18 protein-coding genes are annotated in these 17,032 nt (G+C 58.2%); 10 read left to right on the top strand and 8 right to left on the bottom strand.

Annotation, left to right across the window (positions count from 1 at the left end; all coding sequences use genetic code 11):
• Positions 1–65: 65 nt before the first annotated feature.
• Positions 66–254 (bottom strand): hypothetical protein, encoded by a 189-nt coding sequence (locus tag AC2FLJ_RS18885; RefSeq protein WP_496707150.1) that lies wholly within the window; start codon positions 252–254, stop codon positions 66–68.
• Here AC2FLJ_RS18885 and AC2FLJ_RS18880 point away from each other — a divergent pair.
• The 3 genes from AC2FLJ_RS18880 to AC2FLJ_RS18870 all read left to right on the top strand — a co-directional run bounded on the left by AC2FLJ_RS18880 (position 253) and on the right by AC2FLJ_RS18870 (position 3,838).
• On the top strand, positions 253–393 hold the full coding sequence (locus AC2FLJ_RS18880) for a hypothetical protein (protein ID WP_186437380.1): 141 nt from the start codon (positions 253–255) through the stop codon (positions 391–393). The genes AC2FLJ_RS18885 and AC2FLJ_RS18880 overlap by 2 nt on opposite strands.
• Positions 394–492: 99 nt before the next feature.
• Positions 493–2,784, top strand: coding sequence for a xanthine dehydrogenase family protein molybdopterin-binding subunit (locus AC2FLJ_RS18875; RefSeq protein WP_496707148.1), 2,292 nt, complete (start codon positions 493–495; stop codon positions 2,782–2,784).
• Entirely contained in the window at positions 2,762–3,838 is a 1,077-nt protein-coding gene (locus AC2FLJ_RS18870; RefSeq protein ID WP_058276975.1) for a T6SS phospholipase effector Tle1-like catalytic domain-containing protein, read from the top strand. Before AC2FLJ_RS18875 ends, AC2FLJ_RS18870 begins: the two co-directional genes overlap by 23 nt.
• Positions 3,839–3,841: 3 nt before the next feature.
• Here the strand turns inward: AC2FLJ_RS18870 and AC2FLJ_RS18865 are convergent, their stop codons facing one another.
• Positions 3,842–4,132, bottom strand: a complete 291-nt coding sequence (locus AC2FLJ_RS18865; protein ID WP_496707145.1) for a hypothetical protein — start codon at positions 4,130–4,132, stop codon at positions 3,842–3,844.
• A 578-nt stretch (positions 4,133–4,710) separates the two neighbouring features.
• Positions 4,711–5,286 carry a GcrA family cell cycle regulator gene (locus tag AC2FLJ_RS18860; RefSeq protein WP_058272305.1) on the bottom strand — a complete coding sequence of 192 codons (576 nt, stop codon included), beginning with the start codon at positions 5,284–5,286 and terminating at the stop codon, positions 4,711–4,713.
• A 126-nt stretch (positions 5,287–5,412) separates the two neighbouring features.
• Between AC2FLJ_RS18860 and AC2FLJ_RS18855 the strand changes: the two genes are divergently transcribed.
• On the top strand, positions 5,413–6,216 hold the full coding sequence (locus AC2FLJ_RS18855) for an ABC transporter permease (protein ID WP_109313410.1): 804 nt from the start codon (positions 5,413–5,415) through the stop codon (positions 6,214–6,216).
• On the opposite strand, the gene AC2FLJ_RS18850 is transcribed toward AC2FLJ_RS18855, so the two are convergent.
• Positions 6,213–7,448, bottom strand: coding sequence for an MFS transporter (locus tag AC2FLJ_RS18850; RefSeq protein WP_496707143.1), 1,236 nt, complete (start codon positions 7,446–7,448; stop codon positions 6,213–6,215). The genes AC2FLJ_RS18855 and AC2FLJ_RS18850 overlap by 4 nt on opposite strands.
• A gap of 112 nt (positions 7,449–7,560) precedes the next feature.
• Entirely contained in the window at positions 7,561–8,445 is an 885-nt protein-coding gene (locus tag AC2FLJ_RS18845; protein WP_282153513.1) for a DMT family transporter, read from the bottom strand.
• A 292-nt stretch (positions 8,446–8,737) separates the two neighbouring features.
• On the opposite strand from AC2FLJ_RS18845, the gene AC2FLJ_RS18840 reads away from it, so the two are divergent.
• The 3 genes from AC2FLJ_RS18840 to AC2FLJ_RS18830 are packed head-to-tail and all read left to right on the top strand — an operon-like array spanning position 8,738 to position 11,240.
• A complete protein-coding gene (locus AC2FLJ_RS18840; protein WP_058272228.1) occupies positions 8,738–9,925 on the top strand; it encodes an aspartate aminotransferase family protein in 1,188 nt (395 codons plus the stop codon).
• Positions 9,926–9,953: 28 nt separating this feature from the next.
• Positions 9,954–10,880 (top strand): ornithine carbamoyltransferase, encoded by a 927-nt coding sequence (gene argF, locus AC2FLJ_RS18835; RefSeq protein WP_058272227.1) that lies wholly within the window; start codon positions 9,954–9,956, stop codon positions 10,878–10,880.
• A gap of 12 nt (positions 10,881–10,892) precedes the next feature.
• Entirely contained in the window at positions 10,893–11,240 is a 348-nt protein-coding gene (locus AC2FLJ_RS18830) for a 5-carboxymethyl-2-hydroxymuconate Delta-isomerase (protein ID WP_496699787.1), read from the top strand.
• Between the two features lie 32 nt (positions 11,241–11,272).
• Here the strand turns inward: AC2FLJ_RS18830 and AC2FLJ_RS18825 are convergent, their stop codons facing one another.
• Both AC2FLJ_RS18825 and AC2FLJ_RS18820 read right to left on the bottom strand, forming a co-directional pair.
• Positions 11,273–11,830 carry a ferric reductase-like transmembrane domain-containing protein gene (locus tag AC2FLJ_RS18825; RefSeq protein ID WP_496699786.1) on the bottom strand — a complete coding sequence of 186 codons (558 nt, stop codon included), beginning with the start codon at positions 11,828–11,830 and terminating at the stop codon, positions 11,273–11,275.
• Positions 11,831–11,877: 47 nt separating this feature from the next.
• The gene (locus AC2FLJ_RS18820; RefSeq protein WP_496699785.1) at positions 11,878–12,366 is read right to left on the bottom strand and encodes a twin-arginine translocation pathway signal; all 489 of its coding nucleotides are present in this window, start codon (positions 12,364–12,366) and stop codon (positions 11,878–11,880) included.
• 187 nt (positions 12,367–12,553) lie between these two features.
• Between AC2FLJ_RS18820 and AC2FLJ_RS18815 the strand changes: the two genes are divergently transcribed.
• From AC2FLJ_RS18815 to AC2FLJ_RS18805, 3 genes are all read left to right on the top strand, one after another.
• Positions 12,554–13,393: a phytanoyl-CoA dioxygenase family protein gene (locus AC2FLJ_RS18815; RefSeq protein WP_058272224.1), complete on the top strand. Its 840-nt coding sequence runs from the start codon at positions 12,554–12,556 to the stop codon at positions 13,391–13,393.
• Between the two features lie 111 nt (positions 13,394–13,504).
• A complete protein-coding gene (locus AC2FLJ_RS18810; protein WP_282169148.1) occupies positions 13,505–14,455 on the top strand; it encodes a pirin family protein in 951 nt (316 codons plus the stop codon).
• 67 nt (positions 14,456–14,522) lie between these two features.
• A complete protein-coding gene (locus AC2FLJ_RS18805; RefSeq protein ID WP_496707139.1) occupies positions 14,523–15,497 on the top strand; it encodes a 2-dehydropantoate 2-reductase in 975 nt (324 codons plus the stop codon).
• Between the two features lie 11 nt (positions 15,498–15,508).
• On the opposite strand, the gene AC2FLJ_RS18800 is transcribed toward AC2FLJ_RS18805, so the two are convergent.
• Complete coding sequence (locus AC2FLJ_RS18800) at positions 15,509–16,987, bottom strand: inorganic phosphate transporter (protein ID WP_282119987.1); 1,479 nt, start codon at positions 16,985–16,987, stop codon at positions 15,509–15,511.
• Between the last annotated feature and the right edge of the window lie 45 nt (positions 16,988–17,032).

Raw genomic sequence — 17,032 nt, 5'->3', positions numbered from 1 at the left:
GCGTCAACAAATTCGGGTCAGCGCCTGCAATAGCGAATGCGTAAGGGAAGGGGAAGGGTTGTATGCTATTCGGCTTGGGCAAAGCGCGCGCGAAAATAGTCCTGAACACACTGGTAGGCCGGTTCATGGAAATCCAAAGTCAGCAATGAGTGGTCGTTACCGTCAAATTCCACCGTCTCAAGATGATCACCGAAAGCATCCTTCAGGACGCCCATATGCCTTTCTGAGGCAAGTTTGTCATCGGCGTAGCGCATGACGAAGGCCGGGGCCGTGCCGTACCATGCCCGCGCGGGCGTCGGAACCGACATACACGTCGTGGGTGGCTTCGCCGCCGCTGGTCAGCAGGGCGGTGAACGGAAATACGCTGTCATGTGCCCATGTGATGATCTGTAGGTTAACCAAAAAATGACTGGCAAGACACGAGGGAGCTGCCTCTTCGACTGGACATCGTCTTGTGGCGGGCTACGGTCGCCATCGCAGGAGGATCATCGCATGGAAAAGTTCGGCAAAAGCCAGCCCGTCAAACGGACAGAAGATCAGCGGTTTCTGACCGGGCACGGACGATACATGGACGATGATGTACCCGGAGATGCTCTGTTCGCAGCTTTTTTTCGCAGCCCGGTTGCCCATGGTCGGATCACGGCGCTGGATTTGGATGCCGCGCGTGAAGCGGAAGGGGTGCGCCTTGTCATGACGCTGGATGATCTCTCGACGGCTGGGATCGACACTGTGATGAATGCAGCAACTGTGCAGAACCGCGATGGCTCTCAGACCCTTGCGCCCGACAGGCATATGCTGGCCCAAGACCGCGTCCGGTTTGTTGGCGAACCTGTGGCTGTCGTGATCGCAGACACGTTGTTGCAGGCGCGAGATGCTGTTGAGATGATCTGGATGGACACAGATGATCTGCCCGCAAAACTGGATGTCGAAGCCGGTGGTGAACCACTGCATGATCAGGTCGCCGACAATCGTGCTTTTGATTGGGGGTTGGGGGATGAAGCAGCAACCGATGCCGCCTTTCAGGCCGCCGCGCATACCGTTTCGCTGGATGTGGCCGACAACCGCGTGATCATCACCTCAATCGAGCCACGGGGATGTCAGGCCAATTGGGTCGATGGACGTTTGCACTTTGCCTATGGTGGGCAAGGCGTCTGGGCGATGCGGGGGCAGTTGGCGCAAAAGCTGAAGCTGGAACCCGAGGCGATCCGTGTCACTACTCCGGATGTGGGTGGCGGATTCGGCATGAAGGTCATGCCGTACCCTGAGTATTTTTGCGTCTCAGTTGCAGCGATGAAACTCGGGCAGCCGGTTCATTGGATGTCTGACCGATCCGAGGCGATGCTGTCGGATCATCACGGTCGCGACCTGACCTCATTGGCTGAGCTCGCCTTTGACGAGGACCTGAAAGTCACGGCCTACCGTGTGCACAGCAAGGTAAATCTGGGTGCGTATAGCAGTCATTTCGGGCAAGCGATCCAGACCAGTCTTTTCAGCAAGGTGTTGATGGGGGTTTATGACGTTCAAACGACGTATCTGCGGGTTGAGGGGTTCTATACCAACACCACGCAAGTCGATGCCTATCGGGGGGCAGGGCGGCCCGAGGCGATCTATGTTCTGGAACGTGTAATGGATCGCGCCGCGCGCCAACTGGGCGTCGATCCTTGGGAGTTGCGCCGCAGGAATTTCATCCAGCCGGAAAACTTCCCCTACAAGACCGCGACTGGCGAAATCTATGACGTTGGTGATTTCGATATGGTCCTGTCCCGTGCAGGTGCCCAGACCCATGGGTTCACGACGCGAAAAACTGCAGATGCGGAACGTGGCCTGATCCGGGGGCGGGGCTTGTGTTACTATATCGAAAGCATTTTGGGTGACCCTTCGGAAAACGCGAAAGTCGAGTTCTGCGAGGATGGTACGGTGAACCTTTATGTCGGTACCCAATCGAACGGGCAGGGGCATGAGACGGTCTATGCGCAATTCCTGTCAGACCAAACCGGAGTTCCGATGGACCAGATCAATGTGGTCCAGGGTGACAGCGATCAGTTGCCACATGGTGGCGGGACTGGCGGGTCACGTTCAGTCACGGTGCAAAGTACGGCCACGCTGGCGACAATTGACGTCATGATCGCCGCATTCACGCCGTATCTGGCGGATAAGATGGGGGTGGAGGAAAGTGATGTGCGTTTCGACCATGAAACCTTCCGCGCACCGGGGTCAAACCTGACGCCGACGCTCACCGAGGCTGCGGAGATGGCCCGCGCCGATGGGCGTGCCGACGTGCTAAGTCACGAGGCCAGCGCCAATCTGGATGCGCGGAGTTATCCCAATGGCGCACATGTTGCCGAAGTCGTGATTGATTCTTACACCGGTGAAACCTGGGTGGATCGCTATACTGTCGTCGACGACTTCGGTAATCTTATCAACCCGATGTTGGCCGAAGGGCAGGTGCATGGCGGGGTGGCACAAGGTATCGGTCAGGCATTGACGGAGCGTGTTGTGCATGATGCGCAGGGGCAACTGCTCACGGCTTCGTTGATGGATTACGCCTTGCCCCGCGCGGCCGAGATACCCATGATTAAGTTTACCTCGGCGCCGGTTCCGTCAACTTCCAACCCGATGGGGATGAAAGGATGCGGAGAGGCCGGCACCGTGGGCGCGCTGGCCGCGGTGGCAAACGCGGTTCAGGATGCGCTCTGGGATTACGGGGTGCGGCAGGCGGACATGCCTTTCACACCTCATAAAGTATGGGAATTGTTGACGCATGGTTCTGTCGCGGCTGAGTAGAAAGGTACTGGGATGGCTCGGACGGCCCTTACGGTCCGAGCATTCCGCCGAGGCGCTTCACCGCGAGCCCGTCAGCCATGTGATTATCCTAGACGGCACCATGTCGACGCTTGAGCCGGGCTACGAAACCCATGCGGGTCAGACCCTGCGACTGTGCCGCGAAATGGGTAGCAAAGTGTCCGTCTTTTACGAATCCGGTGTACAGTGGGAAAACTGGAAGTCCTCGCTGGACGTGATGATGGGGCGGGGCATCAACCGCCAGATCCGCCGCGCATATGGCTATCTCGCTTCACGCTACAAACCCGGCGACCGTATCTATTTCATCGGCTATTCACGCGGCGCTTACGGTGTGCGCAGCTTGGCTGGTGTGATTGACATGATCGGTCTGCTCAAGGCCGAACATGCCACTGTGCGCAACATCAAACAGGCCTACCGGCACTATGAATGCAATGCCAGCGGGTCGGCTGCGGCCGAGTTCCGGAGGCAATTTTGTCACGAAGATGTGGCGATTGAGATGGTTGGCGTCTGGGATACGGTCAAAGCGCTGGGCATGCGTCTGCCGCTGCTGTGGCGCTGGGCCGAAGAGCGTCACGCCTTTCACACCCACCAGCTTGGACCGGCGACGCGCCACGGGTACCACGCAATGGCACTGGACGAGACTCGCGAAGTGTTTGAGCCGGTCTTGTGGAAATGTACGCCCGAATTCAAAGGCCATGTCGAACAAGTTTGGTTCCGTGGCACTCACGGTGATGTGGGTGGCCAGTTGAACGGCTTTGAAGAGGCCCGTCCCCTCAGCAACATTTCTCTGGTCTGGATGCTGGATAAGGCAGAACTGCATGGTCTTCCGCTACCTGAGGGTTGGCGTGATAGGTTCCCGACGGATACCTCCGCCCGTTCTGTCGGAACCTGGCGTGGCTGGGGCAAGATTTTCCTGCTGCGCAAGCACCGCAAAGTGGGCCGCGACCGGTCAGAGAAGCTCCATGTCTCAGTCTCGCCGGATGAGTTACCACGCTGGGTGCCAATGCCGGATTTGCCGTCGCATCCGGCGCAGTAGAACTTACTTTGCGACGCAGACGTTTCTGACCGGTTCGATCAGTGCGTCCGGGCGTTCTACAAGATCGAAACGCCAATGTCTTGGAGACCAATTGTAAACCCTTTGGTCGTCCGGATGATCTACGATCATCAAACCGTGAAAGTACCATTCAGACGTCGATTTGTACCCGGTTTTTGTTGTGTAGAATGAGAATCCACGTAGCTCGTGCAGGGTTTCGATCGGAGAATTCTCTGAATGCTCGGCGATGCAATAGAGTGAACCGTCCGCGATCAACCGTGCTTGAAACAAGAGCATCGGAATCGTCAGCAGGGACTAGAGTGCGATCAGAGTCGAGATCGATATCCCGATTTTCGCAGTCCGTGATGGATTTGGCTTCCCATCACGACCCGACCAAATGAGAAAGCTCGATGCAATCGCGATCGTTAAGCTGATCCCATGCAATAGCTGAGTGTCCGAAAATAAGGCGAGCACGCCGGATGCCAGTGTCAGCAGTAGTCCAGTCACAACTGACGAGATCGCCAGAAATACTGCTAGAAGACGCGGGATTGGACACATCCCCAGCAAGGCAAGTCCACCGATGCATATGGGTGCGGCTGGGATGATCCAAACGAGCAGAAACAAGCCTTGAATGAACAATAAGAGGGCTTTTCTGTCCGTGTTTGGTTCGAACAATTGCGGATCTAACGGCTGCATGTAGGCAATAAAGATCAGCACAGCATAGGCGAAGAACAGGACTTTGTATCTCAATTTTGGTGGAATAGCAGAATCTCTCTGGTCAAAAAATGACTGACCACCCGCCTTTCGATGGGTGGTCAGTTAAGAAAACAAGTCGCCCGTGTCACACCAAGAGACCAGCGCGCACGCCTAAGAGTTTACCGCCGACGATCCCGGCGCGAGCTCATCGGCTGGAACGCCACGCCCACATGCGCCTCACAATAGGGTTTGCCTGCTTCAACCGGCAGGCCGCAGAACCAGAAATCCTCGGTCGCCGGGTCGCCTACTGGCCATTTGCAGGTCTTCTCGGTCAGTTCCATCAGCGTCAGCTTCTTGGCCTTCTTCTCGATCTCGTTGACCTTGGCCAGCGCCTCGGGGCTGATTTCGTTGGCCGAAGGCTGCGGCGGCAGTGGTTGACCCGCCGGTATGATCTGGCGGCGCGCTGGAACGGCCGGTTTTGTCTCGGCTGCAGGTGCCGGCGTTGGGCGCGCCGGTTCGGTCTTAGGCGCGGGCCTTGGCTTGGCCTCGGCCTTGGGCGCGGGTGCCGGTTTGTCTTTAGGTTCGGATTTAGCCGGCGAGGCACCGGTTGCGCGGTTCGACAGGCCCAGACGGTGCACCTTGCCGATCACCGCATTGCGGGTTACGCCGCCCAGTTCCTTGGCGATCTGGCTGGCCGACTGGCCCTCGCCCCACATTTTTTTCAGCAGTTCTACACGCTCGTCAGTCCAGGACATCATTTGCCTTTCAAAAGCGGAAAGCGGCCCCGGATTCGGGCCGCCTTGGGAATTCGTCTCAGCCCCCTATTTTAATCACTGCGAGCCGAGTTACAAGCGGTTCTCGAATCAGGATGAGGGCAGGTGATGCAGATTTCCGCAGATCAGAGCGAACGGCGTTTCGGAACAGTTAACTGGATGGGGCTTTACACGTTGGCCCAGCGTGAAACACTGCGGTTTCTGGCGGTCTGGACACAAACCCTGTTGGCGCCGCTTGTGACGGCCGGGCTGTTCCTGCTGATCTTCAATATCGCCATCGGTCCGGGGCGTCCGGATGTGATGGGTGTGCCGTTCCTGACCTTTCTGGCGCCGGGCATTATGATGATGACCGTGATCCAGAATGCGTTCGCCAACACTTCTTCGTCGATGGTGATCGCCAAAGTGCAGGGAAACATCGTCGATACGTTGATGCCGCCTTTGTCCCCGCTTGAGATACTGCTGGGCTATCTGGCCGGTGGCGTCGCGCGGGGTGTTCTGATCGCTTGTGTGGTTGCGGTCGCACTTGCTTTGGTTTTGGGGATTTACCCGCAGAACCCGTTGTTTGCCCTGATCTTCGTTGTTCTGGGTGGCGCATTCATGGGGGCCTTGGGCCTGTTTGCCGGTATTTTTGCCAACAAGTTTGATCAGATGGCGGCCATCACGAACTTCATCGTGACACCATTGGCTTTCCTGTCGGGTACGTTTTACTCGGTCCAGGCGCTGCCTCCTATCCTGAATCGGGTGAGTCATGTGAACCCGGTCTTCTATCTGATTGACGGCCTGAGGTATGGAATGATCGGCGTGTCCGACAGCTCACCCTGGCTGGGTATTGCGGTATGCACCGGTGCCACGCTGCTGGTCGGTGCGCTGACCTGGCAGATGCTGCGAACTGGGTATCGCCTAAAGGCTTAACCCGTCTCGGCCAGTGAACCGGGATGAAAAGTCATTCTGGGCTTTCCCAATCGGGGGTGCAGATTTGCGGCCACGGCCCAGGCCCCGAACAAGGCGAAGCCCCCGACTGCGAATACCCCGGCGACGGGTGAGATCAGAAGGACCAGTGAAGCAACTCCGGGTGTCAGAATGCCGGAGACGTCGCGGTAACTGGAGTAGATCGCTGACATTTCAGTGCGTTCGGACGGCTTCACGGCCATTAGGAACGGCAAGCCTGCGCAAATGTCCAAAACGATTAGCCAGATGGACCCAAGAACCAACGCCACAACCGCCGCGACCGGCCAACCTGCGATTGCCCCAGCGGTGACAAAGCATGTTCCGCAGGCAGCAAAGCCCACGCGGACTGCTGTGCGAATCGAACGTCCCTGCACCCAACGCAGAATAAGCGGAGCTGCGAACAGCATCGCGTTGGTGGTGGACAGAAGGATGCCGCCCAGTTGCTCACCCAGCCCGTTTTGAATGGCGAAGATGGGTAGGTACACCACGTAGATCCACCAGCCGCAGGATCGGATCATGGCGAAAAGGTACCCGGCCACCAACCGGGGCTGGGCAAAGAAGCGCGGCAGAAAGGCCAGCGGGTTTTTCGCGGTGCCGCGCGCCTTGGTGATCAACTTGCCATTGCCCAACCGCATGCGCCAGAACTGGATCAGCATGACCGCACCTGCCACCGCGCTGATGACAAACGGGGCAGGGGGCCATACCTCCAACAATAAGACGCCGGCCATCGGGCCGCCCGCCCAGCCGAGGGCGCTGTAAAACATGCGGCTGGTCTCGCATTTTCCCAGCTCGATCTTGCTGATGTAATCCAGGACATAAGCATTGAAGCAAATAAATGTGACCACTGTCGCGACCGTGTTCAGGGCAAGCGCACCGACCACTGCCGCCGGGCTGCCCTCAATCGCCAGAAGGGCTCCGCCGATGAACATGAGGCAACCAACAGTGTACGCCCATCTGCGCGGTATGAAGCGGATCAGGAACGGCACCATCAGCCCCGCAATCAACGAGATAACGCCGACCAGAAAATACAGGAACGATACCGAAGACGCATCACCCATCGCCCGATACATGGCCAGTGGAAAGACCGATATCAGAATGCCGCGGACAATCGCCTCGAACCCGGCAAGGATACCAAAGTCGCGGACTGACGGTGCTGGGGCATGGCGCACCCATTCGGGGATACGGCGTTCGTGCATGGGTAAACTCTCAAATCAACTGAGAACACATTGCGCCGGATCAATCCTCGTTCTTCGGAGTTTGCGACATACAGGTCGCCCCCGGGCCATGTCAGGAAAAGTTTTTGGAGTTTCAGGCTTGCCGCGCCCTCGCTTCACGCCAGACGAGAATAAGCCCGCCAGTCAGAATTATGGCTGAGCCGATCATGCTGATCCCGTCCGGAATCACGCCGAATATCGCGAAATCGTAGAAAGCGGCAAAAATCAGCGTCGCATAGCTGATTGGGGCAACAAATGAGGCATCTGCCCGGGCCATGCCGTTCACAAAACACGCCTGCGCGCAGGCCATCAGCGCGCCGATACCCGCCAGCGCCGCCCATTGTTCTAAAGTCGGCATCTGAAAAACAAAGCTCACCGCGACAGAGGCAATCGTCAGGCCCATTGCGTTGTTGATCAGCAAGATCTGGATCGGGATTTCTCGACCCGAAAGTTTCTTGATGAATATCAGCTCCATCCCGATGACTGCGGCTGCGGTCAGTGCCAACAGGGCAGCTGGCTGAAAGCTATCGGGTGTCGGGCGCAACAGTATCAGTGCCCCAGCCAGCGCCACAACTGCCGCCAGCCAGCGCCAAGGGCCGACGCCTTCTTTCAGCAGCGGGATTGCCAACACCATTGCAAAGACCGGGTTCAGAAAGGAAATCGCCGTCGCATCCGCGATCGGAATGAACGCGACCGAGGCGAACATCAGCGTAATCCCGACCCAGCCGAAACTTGTACGCCCAATATGCAGGCCCCAATGCGGACGCTGCAGGCGCGGCCGCATCACGCCGACGGCGGTGACGATCACGATAAAGGCAAACAGAAACCGCCCATGGCTGATCTGCATTGGATGCAGCGCGGGACCCAACGTGTCCGTTCCCAAGGCTTTGGCCAGCAGGGTGGTCCCGGCCAGCAACGCACTGGCGGCGGTGATCAGCACGGCCGCAAGAGGCGGATTGTGGGCTTTGGCGACAAACATATGTCAGCGGTGCGTCAGCGCATGTCAAATGGCAAGCGGCAAATGCGTCGCGCCAAGTATTTTCGCTGGTTGCCAATTTCAGGGTTTTCAGATGCTTCGGGCAGCGCTATACGGCGGCTTATGATCAAAAACGCACATATCCTGCGACTCCGACGCCGACGCTTTGCCGCGTAACCGGCCTCTTTGATCTATTTGCGCTGTTCAAATCGGCGCAATTTCCACCAAATCAGTTGACGAACACAGGCCGAGTGTATCACTCACAAGGCTCAAACTACCTGAAAAGGATGATCCCATGATCCCGTCCGTTCTGCCGACCTATAACCGCGCGCCCCTGACTTTCGTGAAGGGTGAAGGCGCCTGGCTGACCGAGGCGGATGGCCGACGTTTTCTGGACCTGGGCGCTGGGATCGCCGTGAATGCGCTGGGCCATGCCCATCCCGCACTGGTCAATGCCCTGACCGAGCAGGCGCACGCGCTGTGGCATGTTTCAAACCTCTACCACATCCCGCAGCAGCAGGCGCTGGCCGACAAACTGGTGGAGCACACCTTTGCCGATACCGTGTTCTTCACAAACTCGGGCACCGAGTCTTGCGAACTGGCGGTCAAGATGGCCCGCAAGTATTTCTATGACAAGGATCAGCCCGAACGGGTCGAGATCATCACCTTTGATGGCTCGTTCCACGGCCGGTCGTCGGCTGGTATTGCCGCTGCCGGGTCTGAGAAGATGACCAAGGGTTTCGGTCCACTGCTGCCGGGCTTTGTTCATGTCACGTTTGGCGACCTCGATGGCGTCACCAATGCGATCACCGATAAAACCGCCGCGATCATGATCGAACCCGTGCAGGGCGAGGGCGGCATCCGTCCCGTCCCTGACGCGGAGCTCAAAGCCTTGCGCCAGATTTGCGATGACAACGGCCTGCTTTTGATCCTCGATGAGGTGCAATGTGGAGTAGGTCGTACCGGCAAGCTGTTCGCCCATGAATGGGCTGGAATTACCCCGGACATCATGATGGTCGCCAAAGGCATCGGCGGAGGCTTCCCTCTGGGTGCTGTTCTGGCCACGGAAGACGCCGCCAGCGGTATGACGGCAGGCACGCATGGCTCTACCTATGGCGGCAACCCGCTGGGCTGTGCCGTGGGTTGCGCCGTCATTGATCAGGTGGCAACGCCTGCATTCCTAGAGGGCGTCAACCGCAAGGCCGGGATGCTGCGCCAGAAGCTCGAAGGGCTAATCGCCGAGCACCCGGAGGTCTTCGAAGAAGTGCGCGGAACAGGACTGATGCTGGGCCTGAAGTGCAAAGCGCCCAATATCGACATGGTCAACGCCGGCTATGATAATGAGGTCATTACCGTCCCAGCCGCCGATAACGTGATCCGCCTGCTTCCGCCGCTGACATTGACCGAGGATGACATCGCCCAGGCCGTGATCCGCCTCGACAAAGCCGCTGCGCAGGTCGAAGAGTCAATGGCCTCGGCCTAAGACACACCCGAATGAAAAGTGAACAGAAATGAACCATTTTCTCGATATCCATAAAACCGACGCGGGCGATCTGCGGACCATGATTGATCAGGCGGGCGCTATGAAACAGGCGCGCCTGGGCCGCCCAAAGGCAGCACTTGATGACGAACAGCCTCTGAAAGACCGCATGGTCGCGCTGATCTTCGAAAAACCATCCACCAGAACGCGCGTGTCATTTGACGTAGGCGTGCGCCAGATGGGCGGGCAGACCATGGTGCTGTCGGGCAAAGACATGCAACTGGGCCACGGCGAAACCATCGCCGACACCGCCCGCGTCCTGTCGCGCTATGTCGACATGATCATGATCCGGACCTTCGATGAGACCATTCTGACCGAGATGTCTGAATACTCGGACGTGCCAGTCATTAACGGCCTGACTGACCGCACCCATCCCTGCCAGATTATGGCGGATGTGCTGACGTTTGAGGAACACCGCGGTCCGATTGCGGGCAAGAAAGTAGTCTGGACCGGCGACGGCAACAATGTTTGCGCCTCGTTCCTACATGCTGCGGGTCAGTTCGGGTTTGATTTCACTTTCACCGGCCCGGCCCAGCTTGATCCGGAAGAAGAGTTTATGGGGCTTGCCCGTCAAAAGGGCTCGAAAATCGTGGTCGAACGAGACCCGTATAAAGCGGTTGAGGGTGCCGATCTGGTGGTCGCCGATACCTGGGTTTCAATGCACGATTCCCAGTCCGCCAAGGAACGTCGCCACAACATGCTGCGCCCCTATCAGGTCAACGCCGAGCTGATGTCACATGCAAAACCGGACGCGCTGTTCATGCACTGCTTGCCTGCCCACCGCGAAGAAGAAGCGACATCCGAAGTGATGGACGGCCCCAACTCGGTCATCTTCGACGAGGCCGAAAACCGTCTGCATGCGCAAAAGGCCGTGATGCGCTGGTGTCTGGGCGTCTGAACGGAGTCCACCATGCCTCATGTCACACTGGAGTTTTCGAAAGGCATAGAGCAGGTCCATGATATTCAGACAATTTGCGATCAGCTTTTTGCCGTTCTGGCCGAACATCCTGAATTCGACGCAGAAACGATAAAAATTCGCGCGACACCGGTAGAATACTACCGATTAGGCACTGATCCCCAGAGCTTTGTCCACGCCACGCTTCTGCTGATGCAGGGTCGTGACGAGGCGACGCGCTCTGAGCTTACCGTGGCCATATTAGAGGTTCTGTCGGCGGCCTTGCCCGAGGTTGGCAGTATCACAGTGCAAGACGTTCAGATGAACCGCGCTTCCTACGCGAAACGGGTGGCCGGGCCATAGCCAGTGTCCGGTTGTCACAGATCCTGTGTTGTTCAGGTGGGTCGCCTGATATCCCAAATCCGCAATTTGGCGAGCGTCGCGACGCTCGCCAACACGACCAGACCGCACAATACCCACTTGGTCATGACCTCCATGGTACCTTCAATCATCAGGGCATGTACGACGCTGCCAATAATGGTGATGATCGCAAGGCTCGCATGCCCCAACCTCCAGACGCGAAACCTTAAGCCAAGGCGCTTGCGAGAAAGACCTAGAAACGCGGCTCCGAACGCGGCCCACATCGCAATCCCACCCCAAGCCGAAAACGGTGTCGGTGAAACAAATAACAGAGCGTCAATAACGTCGGGCGGGCTGGTGATCCACAAACCACCGACATGGATCAGAATGGCTGCAACTAATGCTAGCCCACACCACCTATGCCAATGGCGGCTGGCAACCGGGGTTAGCCCCGGCAACAAACGGCCCGCAAGTAGCGGCTGCATCAACAGCAGACACATTGAAATAACACCGGCAAACCCGGCGGTGATGTAGATCGGTTCACGCCATGCCAGCTGAGGGCTCGCCGCAGCCGCGATAATCGGTACGGCCATGGCAAGGATCACAAAGGTCCAGATTACTAGGCTTCGACGCACTGTGGTTAGGCAGGCTGCAGAACGAAATGCGAGGCCAAGGTTTTGTCCTTGGAGTTGCCCATAATTGGGCGCAGGAAAACCGTTTCGAATTCACCACTGTCATAAGCTAGATGGCCGTGTGGCTGGCCAAAGGCGGGTACGATTTGCGGCATCTCCAGTCGGAACTCTCCATTGGCATCGGTCAGAGTTGCGCCGTGGCTCTGCGGATCGCGTTCGTGGCCTTCTGTCGTATGCGCCCAGATCTGGATGCGCTGACCGGGCAGGGGGGCACCGTCCCCGGCGCGTCGCACTGTTCCGGTCATCCAGAACCCGCCGCTGCCAATCCGGTCAACGATGGGCGCGCCGGGACGGTAATTGTTGGACCCTCCGCGCATGGATGCGGTGGGGGCCACGCCACTTGCGCGCGCTGGCACCAAAAAGCCTGTCGCACCCGTTGCCAGAACAGCCCCAGACGCCAAAACCAAAGAACGACGAGAGAACGTAAGACCAGGCATGCAAACCTCTCTTTTCAAGTGTTTCACCACGCCTCGACAATGCCGGGCATCCTTTCAGCGGAAAGATAGCACGATTGTTTCAGTTTCCGAGGGGTCGCGCGGCGGGGGTGACAAATTGTGAATTCCTTTGACCGTGCCCCCGCGCAGGTGCCATCCTGAAATCCGTCAGTTCGGGGGGTCCTGCACTATGATTGTCGAAGACGTTGTCTCAGACGAAGAAATCAAGGCGTTCAAGCGCGACGGTGCGGTTGTGCTGCGCTCCAGGTTCTCAGAGGATTGGCTGGCACTTTTGCGAGACGGTATCGACGCGGATTTGGCCCGCCCAACCGATAATTTCACCCGCCATACCAAGGACCCTCGCGCACCTGCCTATTTCGAGGACTACTGGGCTTGGAATAAAATCCCGCAATTCACGCAATTCGTTCACAACTCACCTTGTGCTCCGCTTGCCGCACAGTTGCTGGGTGCACCATCGATCAATCTTGTCATGGACAACTGGTTCCTGCGCGAGGCTGGATCAACTTCGCGTCCACCGTTTCATCAGGACCTGTCCTATTTCGACTTCGAAGGCACGATGTGCGTCCTGTGGTTGCCGCTTGAGCCGGTTACCAAAGAAAACGGTATCGCCTTCGTCAAAGGCTCGCATCTGTGGGACAAGCTGTTCATGCGGGTCAGGTTCGCCGACGGGCATCCCAGCTACGAACCCACCGAAGTTGCAGGGTTGACCTATCACCCGCCGCCTGACGTCAATGCCGATCCGGGTGCATTCGATCTTTTACAATGGGATATGAATCTGGGCGACTGCATCTTCTTCGACATGCGCACCTTGCACGGTGGGCTGTCATCAGTCACCCCAACGGAAACGGTACGCCGGTTTACCCTGCGGATGACCGCTCCGGATGGCAGGATCCGGTATCGGGGGGATTGGGCCAAGGATGAACGGGCGCAGTTCGAAGCCGAAGGATATCGCGAAGGTGATCGAATTGATGGGGCGTTTTTCCCGCAGCTTTGGCCGCGCCGTGCCTGATGTATGGTCCGGGTCCGCACCCGTTCTGTGCGTTTCTGCAAATTGAAAGGCGAGTATGTCAGGCCTAACCTACATCAGTGAACCGAATGAACTGATCGCGGGAGAGCAGGCATGAGTTGGAATCCTACCCAAAACCCCAAGAATTCGCCTCTGGAGACACTGATCATCCCTCGTGCCCGTGATCTGGGCGGTTTCGAAGTGCGGCGCGCGTTGCCCTCGCTCAAACGGCAATTAGTCGGCCCGTTCATCTTTTTCGATCAGGTGGGCCCCGCCGAGTTCATCACCGACGGTGGCATCGACGTGCGGCCGCACCCTCATATCGGCTTGGGTACAGTGACCTACCTGTATCAGGGCGAGTTTGAGCATCGCGACAGCCTTGGCACCCATCAGATGATCTATCCAGGTGAAGTGAACTGGATGGTGGCTGGCCGCGGCGTGACCCATTCGGAACGTACCAGTGAAGAAACGCGGGCTAAGCGGCACAGCCTGTTCGGTGTTCAGACCTGGATTGCACTGCCTGAGGTGTACGAGGACATGGCCCCGGATTTTGAGCACCACAAGCAGGGCGCGCTGCCGCATATCAAGGACAATGGCGTCAGTGCCCGGCTAATCCTTGGTTCGGCTTATGGCGAAACCAGCCCGGTGACGATGCTGTCGGAAACCTTCTATCTGGATGTGCAGCTTGAACCCGGCGCCGCCTTTCCATTGCCCGACGACCACGAAGATCGCGGGGTTTATGTCATTCAGGGATCGGTTGAGATTGCGGGCGACACGTTCGAGGAAGGTCGCATGATGGTGTTCCGCCCGGGCGATCGCCTTTCGGTCAAGGCGGGTCCGTTTGGCGCGCGGTTGATGCTGCTGGGCGGAGCCACATTGAATGAGGATCGCTATATCTGGTGGAATTTCGTGTCCTCTTCGAAGGAAAAAATCGAAAACGCCACTCGCGAATGGAAAGCCGCCGATTGGGCCAACGGTGCCTTCCACCTGCCCCCCGGCGATGATCAGGAGTTCATTCCGATTTCAGACGAGTTGGAGCGCACAAGCCCAAGACGGGCACGTTAACCAGACGTCAGGGGGCCTTGTCCGAACTTGCGATACCGGCAATCCTCGCCTCAACGGGAGGGTTGCCATGAAGATCATAATCGCAGGCGCGGGCAGCATTGGATGTTATTGCGGAGCCTTTTTGGCTGATGCCGGTCACTCGGTCACGCTGTTGGGTCGCCCACGCATTCTGGACCCAATCCGTGAGGAGGGCCTGACCGTCACTGATTTTTCCGGCCTGCACGTTCATGTGGCGGCTGAGACGCTGACGATATCCGAAACCCCGGATTGCCTGAAAGACGCAGAGTTGGTGATCCTGGCCGTCAAGGCCGCGGCCACGGCGGATATGGCAGAACAGATCGCGCGGTTCGCGCCGGCCTGTGCGCCGGTGTTGTCCTGGCAGAACGGGATGGAAAACGCCCGGGTGCTGCGGGCGGCGCTTCCGGATCATGACGTTCGCGCGGGAATGGTGCCCTTCAACGTCGTGCCGCCTCAACCCGCCAGCTTTCACCGCGCCACTTCCGGCGATATCGTGATCCAGTCCGGCCCGGGCCGTTTGGGGCAGGCACTTAGCTCACCTAACCTGCTGGTGACCGAAAGCGATCAGATCGAAGCTGTGCAATGGGGTAAGCTGGTCATCAACCTGAACAACGCACTCAACGCGTTGTCGGGGCTGACGTTGAAAAATCAATTGCTGGACCGTAAGTGGCGACGCCTGATGGCCGACCAGATGGCCGAGGCTTTGAGGGTACTTCAGGCCGCACGCCACCCTGTTGCTTCAACCACACCTTTGCCTGCCTGGATGACGCCGCATATCCTGCGTCTGCCAACGCCATTGTTCACCCGGATTGCCGCGCGCATGCTGACCATCGACCCAAGCGCGCGCACGTCGATGGCCTATGACCTCGCGGCGGGGCGCGTGACGGAAATCGACAGTCTGCAAGGTGAGATTGTCCGACTGGGCAAGCAACATGGGCGGCCTACACCGATTTGCGCTAGGGTACAGGCTCTGATCGAACAGAAGTCGGATGTAAGTCTGTCACCGGATCAGATCATCCCGTGATCTGACCACATTCAGGTGAATGCGGTCAGTATCCAGAAGATCACAGCTGACATTGCAGCCGCGGCCGGGACGGTAATCACCCAAGCGGCAATAATGGTCATGAAATGCGACCGCCGCACCAACTTGCGCCGCCGCTGCTCTTCACGGGCCAGCCGCAGCTCGGGCGGACGGCGATCATTACTTTGCTTGCGTCGGCGATCCTGATTCCATTCACGGTAAAACCCGACGCCGAACACCGCACCCACCGCGATGTGGGTCGAGCTGACCGGCAACCCAAGCCAGCTTGCAACAATCACTGTGATCGCCGCCGACAAAGCGACGCAGAATGCGCGCATTGGGTTTAGTTTGGTGATCTGGCTACCCACCATCCGGATCAGCTTGGGGCCAAACAGAAACAGGCCGAACGAAATCCCAAAGGCACCGATCACCATTACCCATGTCGGTATCGTGACTTTCGAGGCAAAATCGCCGAACTCGGCGGCGTGCACGATTGCGGCCAGCGGGCCAACCGCATTGGCAACGTCATTGGCGCCATGGGCGAAGCTCAGGAACCCGGCCGAGATCACCAGAGGCAACCCAAACAAAACTTTCAGAGATTTGGTGCGGTTTTCCAGCCCTTCGGATTTGCGGCGAACCCAAGGCACGGTCACGGCCCAAGCCAGAATGCCCGAGGTCAGACCGATCAGTAGCGCGATTTCCAGATCGATTTTCACGATCCGCTTCAGGCCTTTGACAGAGAGATAGGTGGCAAATGCACCAGCCATCACAGCCACCAGAATAGGCACCCAGCGACGGGCCGCGGCAATTTTGTCGTCTTGATACTGAATTTTCGCCTTGATCAGCGCCAGAAATCCGGCAGCAATCGCGCCGCCCAGGACCGGAGAGATCACCCAACTGGCGGCAATCGCGCTCATCGTGCCCCAGCTGACCGCGCTAAGGCCTGCTGCAGCGATACCAGCCCCCATCACGCCGCCCACGACCGAATGGGTTGTGGAAACAGGCGCGCCGACCCAAGTTGCCAGGTTGACCCACATCGCCGATGAGATCAGCGCCGCCATCATCGCCCAGATAAAGACCGAGCTATTCTGGACTGAGGCAGGGTCGATGATGCCCTTGGAGATGGTTGAGACCACGTCTCCGCCGGCCAGCAGGGCCCCCGCGCTTTCCGCGACTGCGGCGATGGCGATTGCCCCACCCATGGTCAGGGCGTTAGCTCCGACGGCAGGGCCCATGTTGTTGGCAACGTCGTTAGCGCCGATGTTGATCGCCATATAGGCCCCAAAACCGGCAGCCGCGATGACGATCAGCCCGCCGTCTGCCCGACCGAATAGTATCGCAGCAATCAATCCGGCAATAACTATGAAGGCAAGCGCGATACCCGGCGCAAGCAGCGGCCGCGCCACGTGCACGTTCGCATGCTCAAGGCGGGAAATTCGGTGCAGGTCGCTGTCCAGGGCTTGCCAGCGGTTTTTATTGTTCGTGTTCGACATCGGTTTTCTGTGGGTGATACGGTTTAACCGGCGCGGTTAACGGTT

This window comes from Ruegeria sp. CDSA034, from assembly GCF_059612275.1.
The sequence above is the reverse complement of the archived record's forward strand: the minus strand, read 5'-3'. Positions and strand labels throughout refer to the sequence as shown.